The following is a 14,963-nucleotide window of genomic DNA, read 5'->3' on the forward strand; positions in this document are numbered from 1 at the left end:
GCGGGCAAGTGCGCCGCGCGCCGGGCGAATCGGCCCGAACAGCCCTTACAATGCGGATTGCCGTCCCAGCTCCCCGCCCCATCGAGCCGAATCGAAACCCGCGAACATGACACGAGACCCCCGCCTCACCCTGAACGCACGTCAGCAGGAATTGCTCGAATGGGTGCAGCGCGACGGCTTCGTCACAGTCGACGATCTCGCCGCCCATTTCGACGTGACGCCGCAGACGATCCGCCGCGACGTCAACTGGCTCGCCGACCTGAACCTGCTGCGCCGCTACCACGGCGGCGCAAGCCTGCCGACGAGCTCGGAAAACGTGTCGTACACCGCGCGCCAGCGGATGTTCCACGACGAGAAGCGCAAGATCGCGGCGCTCGCCGCGTCGCACATCCCGGACCAGGCGTCGCTCTTCATCAACCTCGGCACGACGACCGAGGAAGTCGCGCGCGCGCTGAACCGGCATCGGGGCTTGCGCGTGATCACGAACAACCTGAACGTCGCGAGCATGATGAGCGGCTATCCGGACTGCGAGGTGCTGATCACGGGCGGCATCGTGCGGCCGTGGGACAAAGGCATCGTCGGCGAGCTCGCGATCGACTTCATCCGCCAGTTCAGGGTCGATTACGCGATCATCGGCACGTCGTCGATCGAAAGCGACGGCACGCTGCGCGACTTCGACACGCGCGAGGTGCGCGTCGCCGAGGCGATCATCCAGCACGCGCGCACCGTCTATCTCGTCACCGACCATTCGAAGTTCGGCCGCCCGGCGCTCGTGCGGCAGGGGCATCTGAGCCAGATCCACGCGCTCTTCACCGACAAGCCGCTGCCCGACGAGATGGCCGAGACGATCGCGCAAGCGGGCACACAGGTCTACGTCGCCGAATGACCGAACGGCCGCCCGAGCGACGCGCCGCGCTGCTGCACCGCACCCAAAACTTCAAGTGAAATCAAGGAATTGCCGCATTGGCAAAACCGCCTGAGGAATTTCTTGATGTCAATCAGAAAATTATCAGGGTGCGATTTGTAGATGCCGGCTCGCTTGACTACACTGCAAATCCCCGGCGCGGTTGCGCGTGCCTCGCGCAACCGGGGCAGCGTCAATAACGTAATGCCAAGGCCGGGACAGCGGCTTTTCCCCCCACGCCTTCCCTTGCTGGGTCACTCGACCGGACATTTGCACCCGGGACAGTACGGTTGTCATGGAGAGAACGATGCTAAGTCCGCATGAATTCGCCACGCTGTTGCTTGTGAAGGATGCTCCCGACCAAGCCGACATGGACCGCGACGAACTCGACGCGTTGCTTGAGCGACAGCTCGTGAAGCTGGAGGCGCTCGGCTCCGGCAAGAAATACTGCGTCACCGAAATCGGCGACGCGGCATTGCGATCGATCAAGCTCCGCTACTCGTGATGTACCGGCCGGAGGGACGCAGCCAGTGCCAGGCCGCGCCCCTCCGGCCCATCCCTCTCCCGCCTCTCAACCGCCGCGCAGCGACGGATCGACGGCTGCGCGCCAGCTGATCGCCTGCGCGCGCGCGTCGTTGAGATAGCTCAACCAGCGGCCTCGCTCGGCCGGGTCGGCGCTCGTCCCCAGCGCCGCGTGGCGCTGCGCAAGTTCGCTTTCGAACGCACAGAAGCGCGCATCCGTCAGCTTGCCGTGGCGCTTCGCGACCCACGCATCGAACATCGCCGAATAGACGGACTGCGCGTCGCCGCCGTAATCGCGCACCTCGCCGCAGGTCCGCTGCAGCCCGGCGAACGATGGCCCGCCCCAGTTGCCGAATCCGCCCTGCACGCCCGCACATCCGGCCAGCAGCGCGAACGCGCCGGCCGCGATCATCGTACGCATGTGTATCCCCTCGCTCGTTGCTCCTCCGCCAGTATCGTCCGGGATCGTGCGCTGCGCCACCCGACCCTCAAAAGCGAACTTTACTTTTTCGATTATGTTCGTTAAATTTCGAATACGAACATTTCAGGTTCGCTCATTTTCTGTTATATGAACGATAGGATCAGCGGGTGACTCAACAGAATCGTTACGATCTGCTCGTCGTCGGCGGCGGGATCAACGGCGCGGGCATCGCGCGCGACGCGGCCGGCCGCGGCCTGTCGGTGCTCCTGTGCGAACAGGACGACCTCGCGTCGCACACGTCCTCTTCGAGCACGAAGCTGATCCACGGCGGTCTGCGCTACCTCGAGTACAAGGAGTTCGGGCTCGTGCGCAAGGCGCTGCAGGAACGCGAGACGCTCTTGCGCGCGGCGCCGCACATCATCTGGCCGCTGCGCTTCGTGATGCCGCACATGCCGAACCTGCGCCCCGCGTGGCTCATCCGCATCGGCCTCTTCCTGTACGACCATCTCGCGAAGCGCGAACTGCTGCCCGGCTCGCGCGGCATCGACATGCGCCGCCACCCGGCGGGCGCGCCGCTCATCGATTCGATCAAGCGCGGCTTCGTCTACTCGGACGGCTGGGTCGACGACGCGCGGCTCGTCGTGCTGAACGCGCTCGACGCGCAGGAACGCGGCGCGCGCATCCTCACCCGCACGAAGCTCGTGTCGGCCGAGCGCCGCGACGGCGAATGGCACGCGCAGCTTCAGCGCGCCGACGGCCCGACGCTCGACGTGCGCGCCCGCGCGATCGCGAACGCGGCGGGCCCGTGGGTCGGCGAAGTGCTGCACGGCGCGCTCGGCCGCGGCGCGCAGCACAGCGTGCGCCTCGTGAAGGGCAGCCACATCGTCACGCGGCGCCTGTTCGATCACGACCACGCGTACATCTTCCAGAATCCGGACAAGCGGATCATCTTCGCGATTCCGTACGAGCGCGACTTCACGCTGATCGGCACGACCGACGTCGAATATCACGACGATCCTTCGCGCGTCGCCATTGACCGCGACGAAACGCGCTATCTGTGCGAGTCGATCAATCGCTATTTCAAGCGTAAGATCTCGCCCGCCGACGTGTGCTGGACCTATTCCGGCGTGCGCCCGCTCCTCGAAGACGAAAACTCGGACAACCCGTCCGCCGTCACGCGCGACTATCGCCTCGAGATGGACGACGGCGCGAGCGCGCCGCTCCTGTCGGTATTCGGCGGCAAGATCACGACGTTCCGCAAGCTCGCCGAAGAGGCGACCGACATGCTGGGCCGCGCCCTCGGCACGGCGCGTGGCGCATGGACGGCAGGCGTGCCGCTGCCGGGCGGCGACATCGCCGGCGCGCGCTTCGCGCCGTTCGCCGAAGCCTTCGCGAAACGCCATCCGTGGCTGCCCGCCGCGCTCGCGCGCCGCTATGCGCGCGCGTACGGCACGCGCGCCGAGCGCGTGATCGGCCGCGCGAAGTCGCTCGCCGAGCTCGGCGCCGAGCTCGCGCCCGGCCTTCATGAAGCGGAATTGCGTTATTTGCGCGACGCCGAATGGGCGACCTGCGCGGACGACGTGCTGTGGCGGCGCTCGAAGCTCGGCCTGCATGTCGCGCCGGGCACGCTCGACACCGTGACGGCCGCGCTCGACGCCTGGTTCGGCGCCGCGCGCGAAGCGGCGAGCGCCGCGCACTGACCGGCGCGCATCGACGCCGGCGGCAACGAACGACGACAGGAAACACCGGGAACGCGCCGCGCCCGCGGCGCCAATCACAACTACGTACGCTACGTACGGATGGAGATGAGACAAATGCAGGATCAGTACATCCTCGCGCTCGACCAGGGCACGACCAGCTCCCGCGCCATGCTGTTCGACCGACAAGGCAACATCGTGTCGATGGCGCAAAAGGAATTCGAGCAGATTTATCCGCAGCCGGGCTGGGTCGAGCATGACCCTCAGGAGATCTGGTCGACGCAAGCGGGCGTCGCGGCGGAAGCCGTCACGCGCGTGGGCCTGAACGGCACGGCGATCGCCGCGATCGGCATCACGAACCAGCGCGAGACGACGATCGTCTGGGATCGCGAAACGGGCCACCCGATCTACAACGCGATCGTCTGGCAGGATCGCCGCACCGCCGATTTCTGCGACCAGTTGAAGGCGCAGGGCCTGAGCGAAAAGGTCCGCGCGAAGACCGGCCTGCCGATCGACTCGTACTTCTCGGCCACCAAGATCCGCTGGATTCTCGACAACGTCGAGGGCGCGCGCGCGAAGGCGCGCCAGGGCAGGCTCGCGTTCGGCACGGTCGACAGCTGGCTCGTCTGGAACTTCACGAAGCACGAGCTGCACGTGACCGACGTGACGAACGCGTCGCGCACGATGCTCTTCAACATCCACACGCTCGACTGGGACGACGAGCTCCTCGACGCGCTCGAGATTCCGCGCAGCATGCTGCCGGAGGTGCGCGCGTCGTCCGAGATCTACGGGCCGACGAAAACCACGGTGTTCGCGTCGAAGATCCCGCTCGCCGGCATCGCGGGCGACCAGCAGGCTGCCCTCTTCGGCCAGATGTGCACGACGTCCGGCATGGTGAAGAACACCTACGGCACCGGCTGCTTCCTGATGATGAACACCGGCGAGCAGCCGATCGAATCGCAGAACAACCTCGTCACGACGATCGCGTGGCAGGTCGACGGCAAGGTCAACTACGCGCTCGAAGGCAGCATCTTCATCGCGGGCGCGGTCGTGCAATGGCTGCGCGACGGGCTCGGGATCATCAAGAGCGCATCGGAGATCGAAGCGCTCGCAGGCGGCGTGCCGCACACGGACGGCGTCTATCTCGTGCCCGCGTTCGCCGGCCTGGGCGCGCCGCACTGGAACGCGCACGCCCGCGGATCGCTGTTCGGCGTCACGCGCGGCACGACGTCCGCGCACCTCGCGCGCGCGGCGCTCGACTCGATCGCGTATCAGTCGCTCGACGTGCTGAAGGCGATGGAAGCCGACTCGGGCATCCGGATCGGCGAGCTGCGCGTCGACGGCGGCGCGAGCGCGAACAATCTGCTGATGCAGTTCCAGGCCGATCTGCTCGGCGTGGACACGGTGCGTCCGCGCGTCACCGAGACGACCGCGCTCGGCGCCGCGTATCTCGCGGGCCTCGCGATCGGCTACTGGAAGAACGTCGACGAGCTGCACAGCCAATGGCAGCTCGAGCGCCGCTTCGCGCCGTCGATGCAGAGCGAGCAGGTCACCTCGTGCCTCGCCGGCTGGCAGCGCGCGGTGCGCGCGGCGAAGGCGTGGGCGGACGACACGCACTGAACCCGTTCGTTCGGCATCCGTAACAAACTCGATTCAACTCATATTCACAACAATCAGGCGGGCCGCGCGACGCAAGCCGCGAGCCCGCCATACCGGTAGAGAGACGACATCATGTCACCATATATCGCGGAGTTCATCGGCACGGCGCTCCTCGTGCTGCTCGGCAACGGCGCAGTTGCGAACGTGCTGCTCGCGAAAACCAAGGGCAAGGGCGCCGACCTGATCGTCATCGTGATGGGCTGGGCGATGGCGGTATTCGTCGCGGTCTACGTGACCGCGTCGTTCTCCGGCGCGCACCTGAATCCGATCGTCACGATCAGCCTCGCGCTCGCGGGCAAGTTCGCGTGGGCGAAGGTGGGCGGCTACATCGCGTCGCAGATGCTGGGCGGCATGGCGGGCGCGTTCCTCGTGTGGCTCGCGTATCGCCAGCACTTCGCGAAGGAAGCCGATCCCGATCTGAAGCTCGCCGTGTTCTGCACGGCGCCCGCGATCCGCAGCGTCACGCACAACGTGCTGACGGAAGCGATCTGCACGTTCGTGCTGATCCTCGGCGTGCTGTACCTCGCGTCGCCGCAAGTCGGCCTCGGCGCGCTCGACGCGCTGCCCGTCGGCCTTCTCGTGCTCGGCATCGGCATCTCGCTCGGCGGCCCGACGGGCTACGCGATGAGCCCCGCGCGCGACCTGTCGCCGCGCATCATGCACGCGCTCCTGCCGATTCCGGGCAAGCGCGACAGCGACTGGCGCTACGCATGGGTGCCGGTGCTCGGGCCGCTCGTCGGCGGTGTGCTCGCGGCAAACCTGTATCTGTATCTGCATACGACGCACTGACCGCGACGCGGCGTCGAGCCGCGTTACGAATCCTCCCGCAGCCTGTCCGCCGCGCCCCCCGGCCCCCTCGCTCGTCGACGAGCGAGGGGGTTTTTCATTTGGCGCATCGCGCCGATATTCGAATGCGCCCCCAAAGTCCCCATTCCAATCGAATATTCGATTTCGCTCTTATAAAAATAATTATTCCATCGCCAAATTAAAATATTATGTCGCCAAATCAAATATACAAAAACCACCTCAAGTAAAGTTTATCCTGACATTTTTATCAGTTGTCAGTTTCCCTAATTGAATCGATCCCCGGACATCAAAATAATTAGCAAATCAAACACCACTTTTTATTTCCGACCTCGCATGTCGATCTGCGCAGGTCGAAGTGAATCGGGCCCGGACAAAATCACTGTCGCATCGATTCCACCTATTCGCGATGACCCGGTAAGCCATACCCAGAGGATTGCCATGATCGCAAGACCCGTTGCATCGAATGTGATTTGCCTTCCCGCCGGCTCCGCACGCGAGCCGGCCATTGCAGCCGCGCCGCATGCCGCGCGGGCGCGCGTCGCATTGCGGCGCGCCAGCCTTCCGCCATCCTGAATCCGTCGAATTCGCCGCTTCTCGCCGTGCTGTTCGCGTAAACGCGAACGGCAGGCCGTGTTGCAGCGCTTGCTTCCGGCGACCTCCGGCCGGCGCGTTCGCCGCACGGCCGTCGTGACGAAATAGCGGATCGGCCGTCCGCTCTACTCATGCCCGCGTTTCGAAACGAGGGCGGGCGCAGCTCATTCTCGATTTTTAAATCGATGCCTCGCCATGCACCCCAATCCATAAAAACCGATCAAAGGAGATTCATTCATTACGCGAAACAAGCAATCGCCTGATATCGCCCCCATTCATTCCTTTTTTACGTCATTCAACTTGCGAGCAAAACCATGTCCACTATCGATACGAGCGAATCCAGAAAAACCGTCTTCAGCCCCTCGTTCTGGGAAGACAAGATGGGCTACGCGCGAGGCAAGCGGGTCGGCAATCACGTGTACATCGCGGGCTGCGTCGCGTCGGACGGCAATGCCGCCGTGATCGGCAGCGACGCGTACGAGCAGACCGCCTTCATCATCGACAAGATAGAGAAATACCTGAACGAGCTCGGCGCCGAGCTGACCGACGTCGTCAGCACGGTCACGCACCTGACGAGCTTCGAGCACTTCGACGACTATTGCCGCGCATTCAGCGAGCGCTTTCGCGACATCCGCCCCGTCAACACGACGGTCGCCGTGAAGTCGCTCGTCGAGCCGCGGCACTACGTCGAGATCACCGCGACGGCGATCGTCGACGACTGACATTCCCATACGAGACAGCCATGAGCCACGCAACCGTCTACCCGAGCGGCGCACTCAAAGGCGCCACGACGCTTCCCGCATCCAAGCCCCACGTTCAGAGAGCGCTGCTGCTCGGGCTCCTGAACGGCAGGACGACCCGGATCGAGAACATGTCGTGGTGCGCCGAGACCGAGCTGCAGTTCGCGGCGTTGCGACAGTTCGGCATGACCGTCGTCGAGCGCACTGCCACGTCGCTGACGCTGCGAGGCGTCGGCAGCGACGTCGAGGCAAGCGGCGCGATCGACGCGGCCGGCTCCGGCATGCTCTTCCGGATGAGCGCGGCGCTCGCGGCGCTGGCGACAGAACCCGTCACGATCCGCTGCAACGATTCGCTGTTCAGCCGCGACAGCGTGTTCGACGCCGGGTTCTTCTCGCATCTCGGCATCGACGCGCGCCGCGCGGAAGGCAATCTCGTCACGATCTCGCGAAAATCGCATCCGGAACGCGTACCGCTCACGACGCACAAGAGCACGCAGTTCATCTCGTTCGCGCTGTTCGTCGCGCCGTTCTCGGCCGACAGGACGCTGCGCGTCGCCGACGACGGCAGTCACGCCGGCTACATCGACATGAGCGTCAAGACGATGTCGCTGCTGCACAGCGCCGTCGTTCGAACGCCGGGCAGCCTGACGGCGAGCGAGTACCGCGCCGACGACATCGTCGTCCGCATCCCGACCGATTTCACGTCGCTCAGCTACATCGCGTCCGCCGCGCTGAGCGTCGGCGCGGAAAGCGACATCGAAATCGCGAACTACCGGCCGGGAGACACGCTCAACGAACAGACGCTGTTCGACGTCTATCGCGAGCTCGGCATCCGCCTGACCCGCGACGACGCGCGTCATACGCTGCGGATCGAGCGCGAACGCGCCTTCCGGCGTTCGCGCCGCGAGCTGTCGCTGCACGAACTGCCGTCGGCCGCGACGAACATCATCGCGGCCGCGTCGAACCTCGGTGATCCGATCCGCTTCGGCGGTGTGGACGGCATCAACAACCACAAGTGCCAGCGCGCGTTCGTGATCAACGAGAACATCCGCGCAATGGGCGGACGCAGCGCACTCGTCTTCAACGACGTCGGGCGGTTCGACAAGATCGACGTGATGAGCGACGGCCCGCTGCACGGCGGGGCCGAATTGCCGAGCTATCGCGATCACCGGATCTGCGCGGCGAACATCATTGCGTCGCTCGGCGCGCAGCGCAAATCGATCGTTCACGACACCGACAAGCTCGACGACGGGTTTCCAAAATTCATCGACACCTTGAGGGCGTTGGGCGCCGAAATCGCATAACCGACCGGCCCCTCGCTCCTTCACGATTACGGAGTTGCCATGACCACCAGCGATCGTCTCCGGCCCTCGTTCGTCGAAGTGAAGAACACTTCGACGCTGAGCGGCACCATCGACCTTCCCGCATCGAAGAGCTCGTCGACGCGCGCGCTCCTGACGGCGGCCCTCACCCCGGGCATCAGCACGATCCGCAATGCCGCGACGGGCTTCAACTCGAACGCGATGAAGCACAACTGCGAGCGGCTCGGCGCATCGTTTTCGAGCGAGGGCGACACGACGGTCGTCAAGGGCGTCGATGCGATGCACGTCGATCGCAAGATCGTCTTCGATCCGGGCAACTCCGGCGTCGTGCTGCGCCTGCTGATGGGCGTCGCGGGCTACCTGCCGGAAACCGACTTCGTCACGCAATACCGCTATTCGCTCGGCGTGCGTTCGCAAGCGGAGATGGTCGCCGCGCTCCGGCGGCTGAACGTCGAGTGCGAGGCGGTCGGCCCCGAAGCCCGGCTGCCGATCGGCATCCGCTCGACGCGCGAGCTCGGCAAGCATACCGAAGTATCGTGCAGGAAGAGCTCGCAATTCCTGAGCGGCCTGCTCTATCTCGGCGCGATCGGCGACCGCGATCTCGAAATCGACGTGGTCGATCACATCACCGCGCCGTCGATGGTGCACACGACGATCAACAATCTCGCGCACGCAGGCGTCGCCATCGAGTACGACGCGCGCTTTCGCCACTTCTTCGTGCCGGGCAGCGACCGCTTCAAGCCGTCGGAATTCACGGTCGGCGCGGACCCGGCGAGCACGGCGGCGATCCTCGCGCTGTGCGGCTCGCTCGCATCGGACGTTACGCTCAACGGCTTCTTCGAGGAAGAACTGGGCAACGGAGCCGTGATCCGCTACCTGACCGATACCGGCACGCTGATCGACGAACTTCCCGGCAACCGGATCCGCATCAAGGGGGGCGCGTCGATCCGGCCGCAGGACTTCGACGGTTCGCTCGCGCCGGATGCCGTGCCCGCGCTCGCCGGACGCGCTGCGTTCGCGGACGGCACGAGCACGTTCTACAACATCGAGCACATCCGCTATAAGGAATCGGACCGCATCTCGGACTTCCGCCGCGAACTCGACAAGCTCGGCGTGCGCTCCGAGGAAAAGCTCGATCAGCTGATCATCCACGGCAATCCGCGCGGCTATCGCGGCGGCGCGGTCGTCGACGGCCACTACGATCACGGGCTCATCATGGCGCTCACCACGGTCGGCCTGCACTGCGAGCATCCGGTGCTGATCAAGGAACCGTTTCACGTCGGGCAGACCTATCCCGACTACTTCGTCGACATCGGCTCGCTCGGCGCGAGCGTCGACGAGCTGATCTATCCGGACATCGCCGCGGCGCGCGCCTGAGCGTCGAGCGCACCATCGAATCCACTCACGAGAGAGAACATCATGTGCGGAATTGGGGCCATTTTCAGTACGCAGCGCGCGTCGGTCGAAGGAATCGACCGGTCGCTGACCGCGTTGATGTCGAAGATCGCGCATCGGGGAGACGCGTCGCGCTTCAACGAGAATCTGATCCGCGATCGCTTCGGACTGGCGACGAACCGGCTCGCGATCGTCGAGCGCGAGCATGCGCGCCAGCCGGTGTCCGATCCGGAGCGCGACCTGCACGTCGTGCTGAACGGGCAGATCTACAACTACAAGGAATTGCGCGACGAGCTGTCCGCGCGCGGCCACCGCTTCAGCCATGCGGGCGACGCCGAAGTGATCCTGCGCGCGTACATCGAATACGGCCCGTCGTTCGCGACGAAGCTCGACGGCATGTTCAGCTTCGTACTCTTCGACAACCTGAACGGAAAATTCCTGATCGGCCGCGACCACGTGGGCATCAAGCCGCTCTATTACACGCGGCGCGACGGCGTCTGGTACGTCGCGTCGGAGATCAAGGCGCTGACGCACGTGAACGCGCCGATCGAGACGCTCGCGCCCGGCACGCTGTTCGACGGCCGGGAGACGATCAAGTACGTGTCGTACGACGACAGCCATCCGGTCAGCCGCGACAGCTTCGATGAAGCGAAGGCACGCGTGCGGACGCTGCTCGAGGACTCGGTGCGGCGCCGCGTCGATACGGATCTGCCGATCTGCGTGATGTTCAGCGGAGGGATCGACAGCGCGATCGTGCTGCAGCTCGCGCATCGCTATCACCCGGACGTGACCGCGATCTCGTTCGGCCTGCCCGGCTCGAACGACATCGAAATCGCGCATCGCTACTGCGCCGAAAACGGAATCCGCCACGTGATCTATACGTTCACGAAACAGGACCTGCTCGACAACATCGACGACGCGGTCTATTACGGCGAGTTCTTCGAGAAGATCGACGCGATCGATTCGACGATCGCGCATTTCGGCTACTACATCGCGAACAAGCTCGGCTTCAAGGTCGCGCTGTGCGGCGAGGGCAGCGACGAGATATTCGGCGGCTACGATCTCTTCAAGACGCACGCGCGGCCGGGCGCGCTGTCGCTCTATCGGCTCAACAACCTGCACCGGACCGATCTGCAGCGCGTCGATCGCGCGAGCATGCGCAATACGGTCGAAGCACGGGTGCCGTTCATGGACGCCGAGCTGATCGATTACGTGCTGAGCCTCGACTTTTCGTACAAGCTGCACCGGGGCGTCGAGAAGCACATTCTGCGCGAGGCGTTCCGCGACGTGCTGCCGGACTACATCATCGACCGCCCAAAAATCAGGATGCCTGACGGCAGCGGCGTGAAGAACGTCATCATCGATCACATCGACAGCCTCGGCGACGTCCCGCCCGCCGACATCGCCAAGCGGCTCGGAGCAATCGGGCTGTCCGATCGCTCGGCGCTCTTCTTCGCGCAGAAATACCTGGACTGCAACTTTCCTTTCCCGACGCAGCGCTTCAAGCAGGCCGGACAGGATTTTTCGGAATCCGGATATTTCAACTTCATCTCGTGACGCGCACCGGCGCGGCGGCCGCGCCGCCGCGCCAGCCCGGGGAATACCCATGAAGACCTTTCTGTTCATCGAAGCCCGCCCGATCGAATGCGCCGGCATCGGCTACATTCGCCGGCTCGGCTACGCGCCCGTCCTGTTCACGTCGATGCAGTCGATGAACAAGGGGCTGTTCGACGACCTCGATCTGAGTCTGTTCGACGAAGTCCATCATGTCGACACGCGCGACGCCCGCGCGATGCGCGAGCGTATCGCCGAGCTGCGAATGTCGGTCGGCGCGGTGCTCGGCTGCTACGACGACGTGATGATTCCCGGGTCGGAGCTCGCCGGCGCGCTCGGTCTGCCGCACCCGTCGCTTGCCGGATTGCGCAACGCGTACAGCAAGAAGCGCGTGCGCGACACGCTGCACGCGAACGGCTACCGGCAGCCCGGATACCAGGTGCTGTCCGCCGATCGCTTTCCGCCGCGCCCCGACATCGGCTTTCCGTGCGTGCTCAAGCCGCTGCGCGACGCGGGCGCGTACGGCGTCAGCCTGTGCGCGAACGAGGCCGACTATCGCGCCGCCGTCGAACGCCTGCGCTCGGGCGACGGCGTGTCGATGCTCGGCAACCGGCATCGCGAGTTCCTCGCGGAGGAATTCCTCGAAGGACCGTTCTACGGCGCGGAACTGCTGCACAACCAGGGCCGTTGGCATGTGCTCGGGATCAACCGGATCTTCGTATCGCCGCACGACAGCCTGTGCATGACGGGCATCTCTCATCCATCCGACCTGCCCGCCGTCGACGCGGAGGCGATCGCGGGCGAAATCGTCGACTGGGTGAATCTGCTCGGCCTCGCGGGCGGCGCGCTGAACGTCGAGTTCATCCTGACCGAACGGGGGCCGGCGCTCGTCGAAGTGAACCTGCGCATCGCGGGCGCGCGCGCCGTCCGGCAGATCATGCTGACGACGGGTATCGACATGGTCGAGCATCTGATAGATTTCGTTTGCGGAATCGATCGGCCCATCGTGCCGCGGGAATCGATGCGTTACGACTTCGTCGCGGATGCATTCGTGTTCGCCCCGGCGCCCGGAATCGTCCACGACATCGCATTCGCGCCCCGCGACGCGCATTACGTCGCGAGCGGCTTCCGGAAGGTCCCGCTCGAATCGACGTCCGCATCGAAGAATTTCGGGTCGGTGATCGGCTATGTGCTCGCGCACGGCCGCACCTGCGACGAAGCGATGCGCCACGCGCGCGCGCTCGCTGACGATGTGCGCGTCGATCTCGGCTGAACGACGCAACACCGCGGCACCAACACAACGACAGAGAGACGAGGGAACGACATGGCGATTCTGATGGGTTTGCTTTCGGCATTGTGCTGGGGCAGCACCGATTTTCTCGCGGGACACGCGGCAAGGCGCGTCGGCGTCACCAAATCGCTGTTCTACAGCCAATCGTTCGGTTTCCTGATCCTCACCGCGTCGCTCGTGTTCCATCCGTCTTCGCTGCGCATCACGGCGATCGACGTCGGCTTCGGCGTCGGCATCCTCGCGGCTGTCTGCAACCTGGTCGCGATGGCCGCGCTGCTCAAGGCGCTGTCGATCGGCAAGGCTTCGGTCGTTGCGCCGATCGTGTCGCTGTACGGCGCGGTGACGACGATCCTGTCGCTCGCGACAGGCCAGTCGATCACGCAGCTCGCGATCGTCGGCCTCGTGCTCTGCATCGCGGGCGCGAGCCTCGCGAGCATCTCGAGGTCCGCGGACGGCAAGCCGGAGTCGCCCGCGTCGATCGGCTTCGCGCTGCTGTCGGCGGCGATGTTCGGGCTCGGCTTCTGGCTGCAGGGCGCGTTCGCGGTCAAGAGCCTGGGCGTCGTCAGCGCGCTGTGGATCTATTACCTGACGGCCGTCCTGATCCTGTTCACGACACTCGCCCGCGCCCGCAACCTGTCCGCGCCGCCCGGCTCGATCGTCTTGCTGATCCTGTCGATCAGCGTGTTCAGCCTCGTCGGCTTCTTCTCGCTCGCGTACGGCTCGACAACGGGGCACGTCGCGATCGTCACCGTGCTGAGCTCGCTCGCGAGCGGCGTCACGGCGCTGCTCGGCTTCTTCCTGCGCGGCGAACGGCCGAGCGCGCTGCAGTGGGTCGGCATCGCGACGATCATCGCCGGCGTCGTGATGCTGAAAATCACGCCGCAAGCGCTCGCGGCCTGAGCGGCGCGTGCCGCTCGGGCCGCACGCCGACGAGTCGGCGCGCGCATCGAGCCCGGTTGCGCCGGCCGCCGGGCCGGGCATGATGGCGGTTGCGGTCGGCGTCCTCGCCGGCCGCACGTCGGCACCATCGCCGTGCGGGCGCGCATCGCAAACGCATGCGACGCAGCCATGCCGACGCGATGCGCAACTCGCGCGACGCGCCGCGCACTGACCGACGCCCGCCCTGCGCGCGCCGCATCGCCTTTCGCGTTGCGCGCGCGAATCGTGCAGGATTCGCGGCGCCGCGGACATCCTCGCGGTCTCGCCAACGCGCCGGCGCGAACGCACGAACGCCGCCGCGCCAACGCCACACGCGACACCGCGCGCCGGCGCAGACAAAGCGCGCCCGCCGCCGGCAAAGCACGTATCATGGCGCTTCGTCGCCTCATCCCATTTATCGTTGTTTCTATGCTCGACCACCTCATTTGCGACTGCGACGGCGTGCTCGTCGACAGCGAAGTGATCGCCGATCGCGTGCTGTTCGACACGCTGTCGGCCGCGTTCCCCGCGATCGATTTCGCGGCCGATGCGAAAGCCGCGTTCGGCCAGCAGACGTCGCGCTTTCTCGCCGGCCTCGAAACGCGTCACGGCATCGCGATGCCGGCGAATTTCCTCGAGACGATCGACCACAACATCGAGATCGGCCTCGCGCAATGGCTCGCGCCGATCGCGGGCGTGCGCGACGCGCTGACGAAGATCGCGCTGCCCGCGGCCGTCGTGTCGAACAGCCGTCTCGAGCGCGTGCGCAGCTCGCTCAAGCGCGCGGCGCTCACCGACGTGTTCGGCGAGCGCGTGTTCAGCGCCGAGCAGGTCGCGCGGCCGAAGCCCTATCCGGACGTGTACCTGCACGCGGCAAAGACGCTCGGCGTCGAGCCGGCGCGCTGCGTCGTCGTCGAGGACAGCGTGTCGGGACTGAACGCGGCGCGCGCCGCCGGCATGAAGACGATCGCGTTCGTTGGCGCGAGCCACATCCCCGGCGGCTACGAAGACGCGCTGCGCAAGATGGGCATCACGCGGATCATGCGCTCGATGGACGAGCTGCCCGCGCTCGTCGAGGCAGGCAGGCGCGGCGAATTCGGCGACGTGCAGTCGTAGCCGCGCGATTTCGCTTCGCGCACGGC

The 14,963-nt window shown here is 65.5% G+C and carries 13 protein-coding genes; 12 read left to right on the forward strand and 1 reads right to left on the reverse strand.

The annotated features are described in order from the left end of the window. The first annotated feature begins 106 nt into the window (after positions 1–106). Together BG90_RS04455 and BG90_RS04460 are read left to right on the forward strand one after the other, a co-directional pair. Positions 107–886 (forward strand): DeoR/GlpR family DNA-binding transcription regulator, encoded by a 780-nt coding sequence (locus BG90_RS04455; protein ID WP_010101798.1) that lies wholly within the window; start codon positions 107–109, stop codon positions 884–886. Positions 887–1,211: 325 nt separating this feature from the next. Further along, positions 1,212–1,409 carry a phage tail assembly chaperone gene (locus BG90_RS04460; protein ID WP_010101796.1) on the forward strand — a complete coding sequence of 66 codons (198 nt, stop codon included), beginning with the start codon at positions 1,212–1,214 and terminating at the stop codon, positions 1,407–1,409. 66 nt (positions 1,410–1,475) lie between these two features. Here BG90_RS04460 and BG90_RS04465 read toward each other — a convergent pair whose 3' ends face one another. Beyond that, positions 1,476–1,847: a hypothetical protein gene (locus BG90_RS04465; RefSeq protein WP_010114084.1), complete on the reverse strand. Its 372-nt coding sequence runs from the start codon at positions 1,845–1,847 to the stop codon at positions 1,476–1,478. A 167-nt stretch (positions 1,848–2,014) separates the two neighbouring features. On the opposite strand from BG90_RS04465, the gene glpD reads away from it, so the two are divergent. The 10 genes from glpD to BG90_RS04520 all read left to right on the forward strand — a co-directional run bounded on the left by glpD (position 2,015) and on the right by BG90_RS04520 (position 14,937). Further along, positions 2,015–3,547, forward strand: coding sequence for a glycerol-3-phosphate dehydrogenase (glpD, locus tag BG90_RS04470; protein ID WP_010101794.1), 1,533 nt, complete (start codon positions 2,015–2,017; stop codon positions 3,545–3,547). 114 nt (positions 3,548–3,661) lie between these two features. After that, a complete protein-coding gene (gene glpK, locus BG90_RS04475; RefSeq protein WP_010114082.1) occupies positions 3,662–5,164 on the forward strand; it encodes a glycerol kinase GlpK in 1,503 nt (500 codons plus the stop codon). A gap of 111 nt (positions 5,165–5,275) precedes the next feature. Continuing rightward, positions 5,276–5,992, forward strand: a complete 717-nt coding sequence (locus BG90_RS04480; protein ID WP_010101791.1) for an MIP/aquaporin family protein — start codon at positions 5,276–5,278, stop codon at positions 5,990–5,992. A gap of 923 nt (positions 5,993–6,915) precedes the next feature. Then, positions 6,916–7,323 (forward strand): RidA family protein, encoded by a 408-nt coding sequence (locus BG90_RS04485; protein ID WP_025989663.1) that lies wholly within the window; start codon positions 6,916–6,918, stop codon positions 7,321–7,323. A gap of 20 nt (positions 7,324–7,343) precedes the next feature. Further along, positions 7,344–8,645 (forward strand): 3-phosphoshikimate 1-carboxyvinyltransferase, encoded by a 1,302-nt coding sequence (locus BG90_RS04490; RefSeq protein ID WP_010114077.1) that lies wholly within the window; start codon positions 7,344–7,346, stop codon positions 8,643–8,645. A 39-nt stretch (positions 8,646–8,684) separates the two neighbouring features. After that, entirely contained in the window at positions 8,685–10,040 is a 1,356-nt protein-coding gene (locus tag BG90_RS04495; RefSeq protein WP_010101787.1) for a 3-phosphoshikimate 1-carboxyvinyltransferase, read from the forward strand. Positions 10,041–10,082: 42 nt separating this feature from the next. Beyond that, positions 10,083–11,615, forward strand: coding sequence for an asparagine synthetase B family protein (locus tag BG90_RS04500; protein ID WP_010114074.1), 1,533 nt, complete (start codon positions 10,083–10,085; stop codon positions 11,613–11,615). Between the two features lie 49 nt (positions 11,616–11,664). Then, entirely contained in the window at positions 11,665–12,885 is a 1,221-nt protein-coding gene (locus tag BG90_RS04505; protein WP_010101785.1) for an ATP-grasp domain-containing protein, read from the forward strand. Between the two features lie 51 nt (positions 12,886–12,936). Continuing rightward, a complete protein-coding gene (locus BG90_RS04510; RefSeq protein WP_045568064.1) occupies positions 12,937–13,803 on the forward strand; it encodes a DMT family transporter in 867 nt (288 codons plus the stop codon). Positions 13,804–14,250: 447 nt separating this feature from the next. Continuing rightward, positions 14,251–14,937, forward strand: coding sequence for an HAD family hydrolase (locus BG90_RS04520; RefSeq protein WP_010101781.1), 687 nt, complete (start codon positions 14,251–14,253; stop codon positions 14,935–14,937). Positions 14,938–14,963: the final 26 nt, after the last annotated feature.

Origin of the sequence: Burkholderia oklahomensis C6786, from assembly GCF_000959365.1 — a bacterium.
In the GTDB taxonomy this organism is placed as follows: Bacteria; Pseudomonadota; Gammaproteobacteria; order Burkholderiales; family Burkholderiaceae; genus Burkholderia; species Burkholderia oklahomensis.

Bases quoted from the DNA above. Each gene is read 5' to 3' on its own strand.
- BG90_RS04520 (WP_010101781.1), top strand. From the start codon at position 14,251: ATGCTCGACCACCTCATTTGCGACTGCGACGGCGTGCTCGTCGACAGC.
- BG90_RS04510 (WP_045568064.1), top strand. From the start codon at position 12,937: ATGGCGATTCTGATGGGTTTGCTTTCGGCATTGTGCTGGGGCAGCACC.
- BG90_RS04465 (WP_010114084.1), bottom strand. From the start codon at position 1,847: ATGCGTACGATGATCGCGGCCGGCGCGTTCGCGCTGCTGGCCGGATGT.
- BG90_RS04490 (WP_010114077.1), top strand. From the start codon at position 7,344: ATGAGCCACGCAACCGTCTACCCGAGCGGCGCACTCAAAGGCGCCACG.
- BG90_RS04505 (WP_010101785.1), top strand. From the start codon at position 11,665: ATGAAGACCTTTCTGTTCATCGAAGCCCGCCCGATCGAATGCGCCGGC.
- BG90_RS04485 (WP_025989663.1), top strand. From the start codon at position 6,916: ATGTCCACTATCGATACGAGCGAATCCAGAAAAACCGTCTTCAGCCCC.
- glpK (WP_010114082.1), top strand. From the start codon at position 3,662: ATGCAGGATCAGTACATCCTCGCGCTCGACCAGGGCACGACCAGCTCC.
- BG90_RS04480 (WP_010101791.1), top strand. From the start codon at position 5,276: ATGTCACCATATATCGCGGAGTTCATCGGCACGGCGCTCCTCGTGCTG.
- BG90_RS04500 (WP_010114074.1), top strand. From the start codon at position 10,083: ATGTGCGGAATTGGGGCCATTTTCAGTACGCAGCGCGCGTCGGTCGAA.
- BG90_RS04495 (WP_010101787.1), top strand. From the start codon at position 8,685: ATGACCACCAGCGATCGTCTCCGGCCCTCGTTCGTCGAAGTGAAGAAC.
- BG90_RS04455 (WP_010101798.1), top strand. From the start codon at position 107: ATGACACGAGACCCCCGCCTCACCCTGAACGCACGTCAGCAGGAATTG.
- BG90_RS04460 (WP_010101796.1), top strand. From the start codon at position 1,212: ATGCTAAGTCCGCATGAATTCGCCACGCTGTTGCTTGTGAAGGATGCT.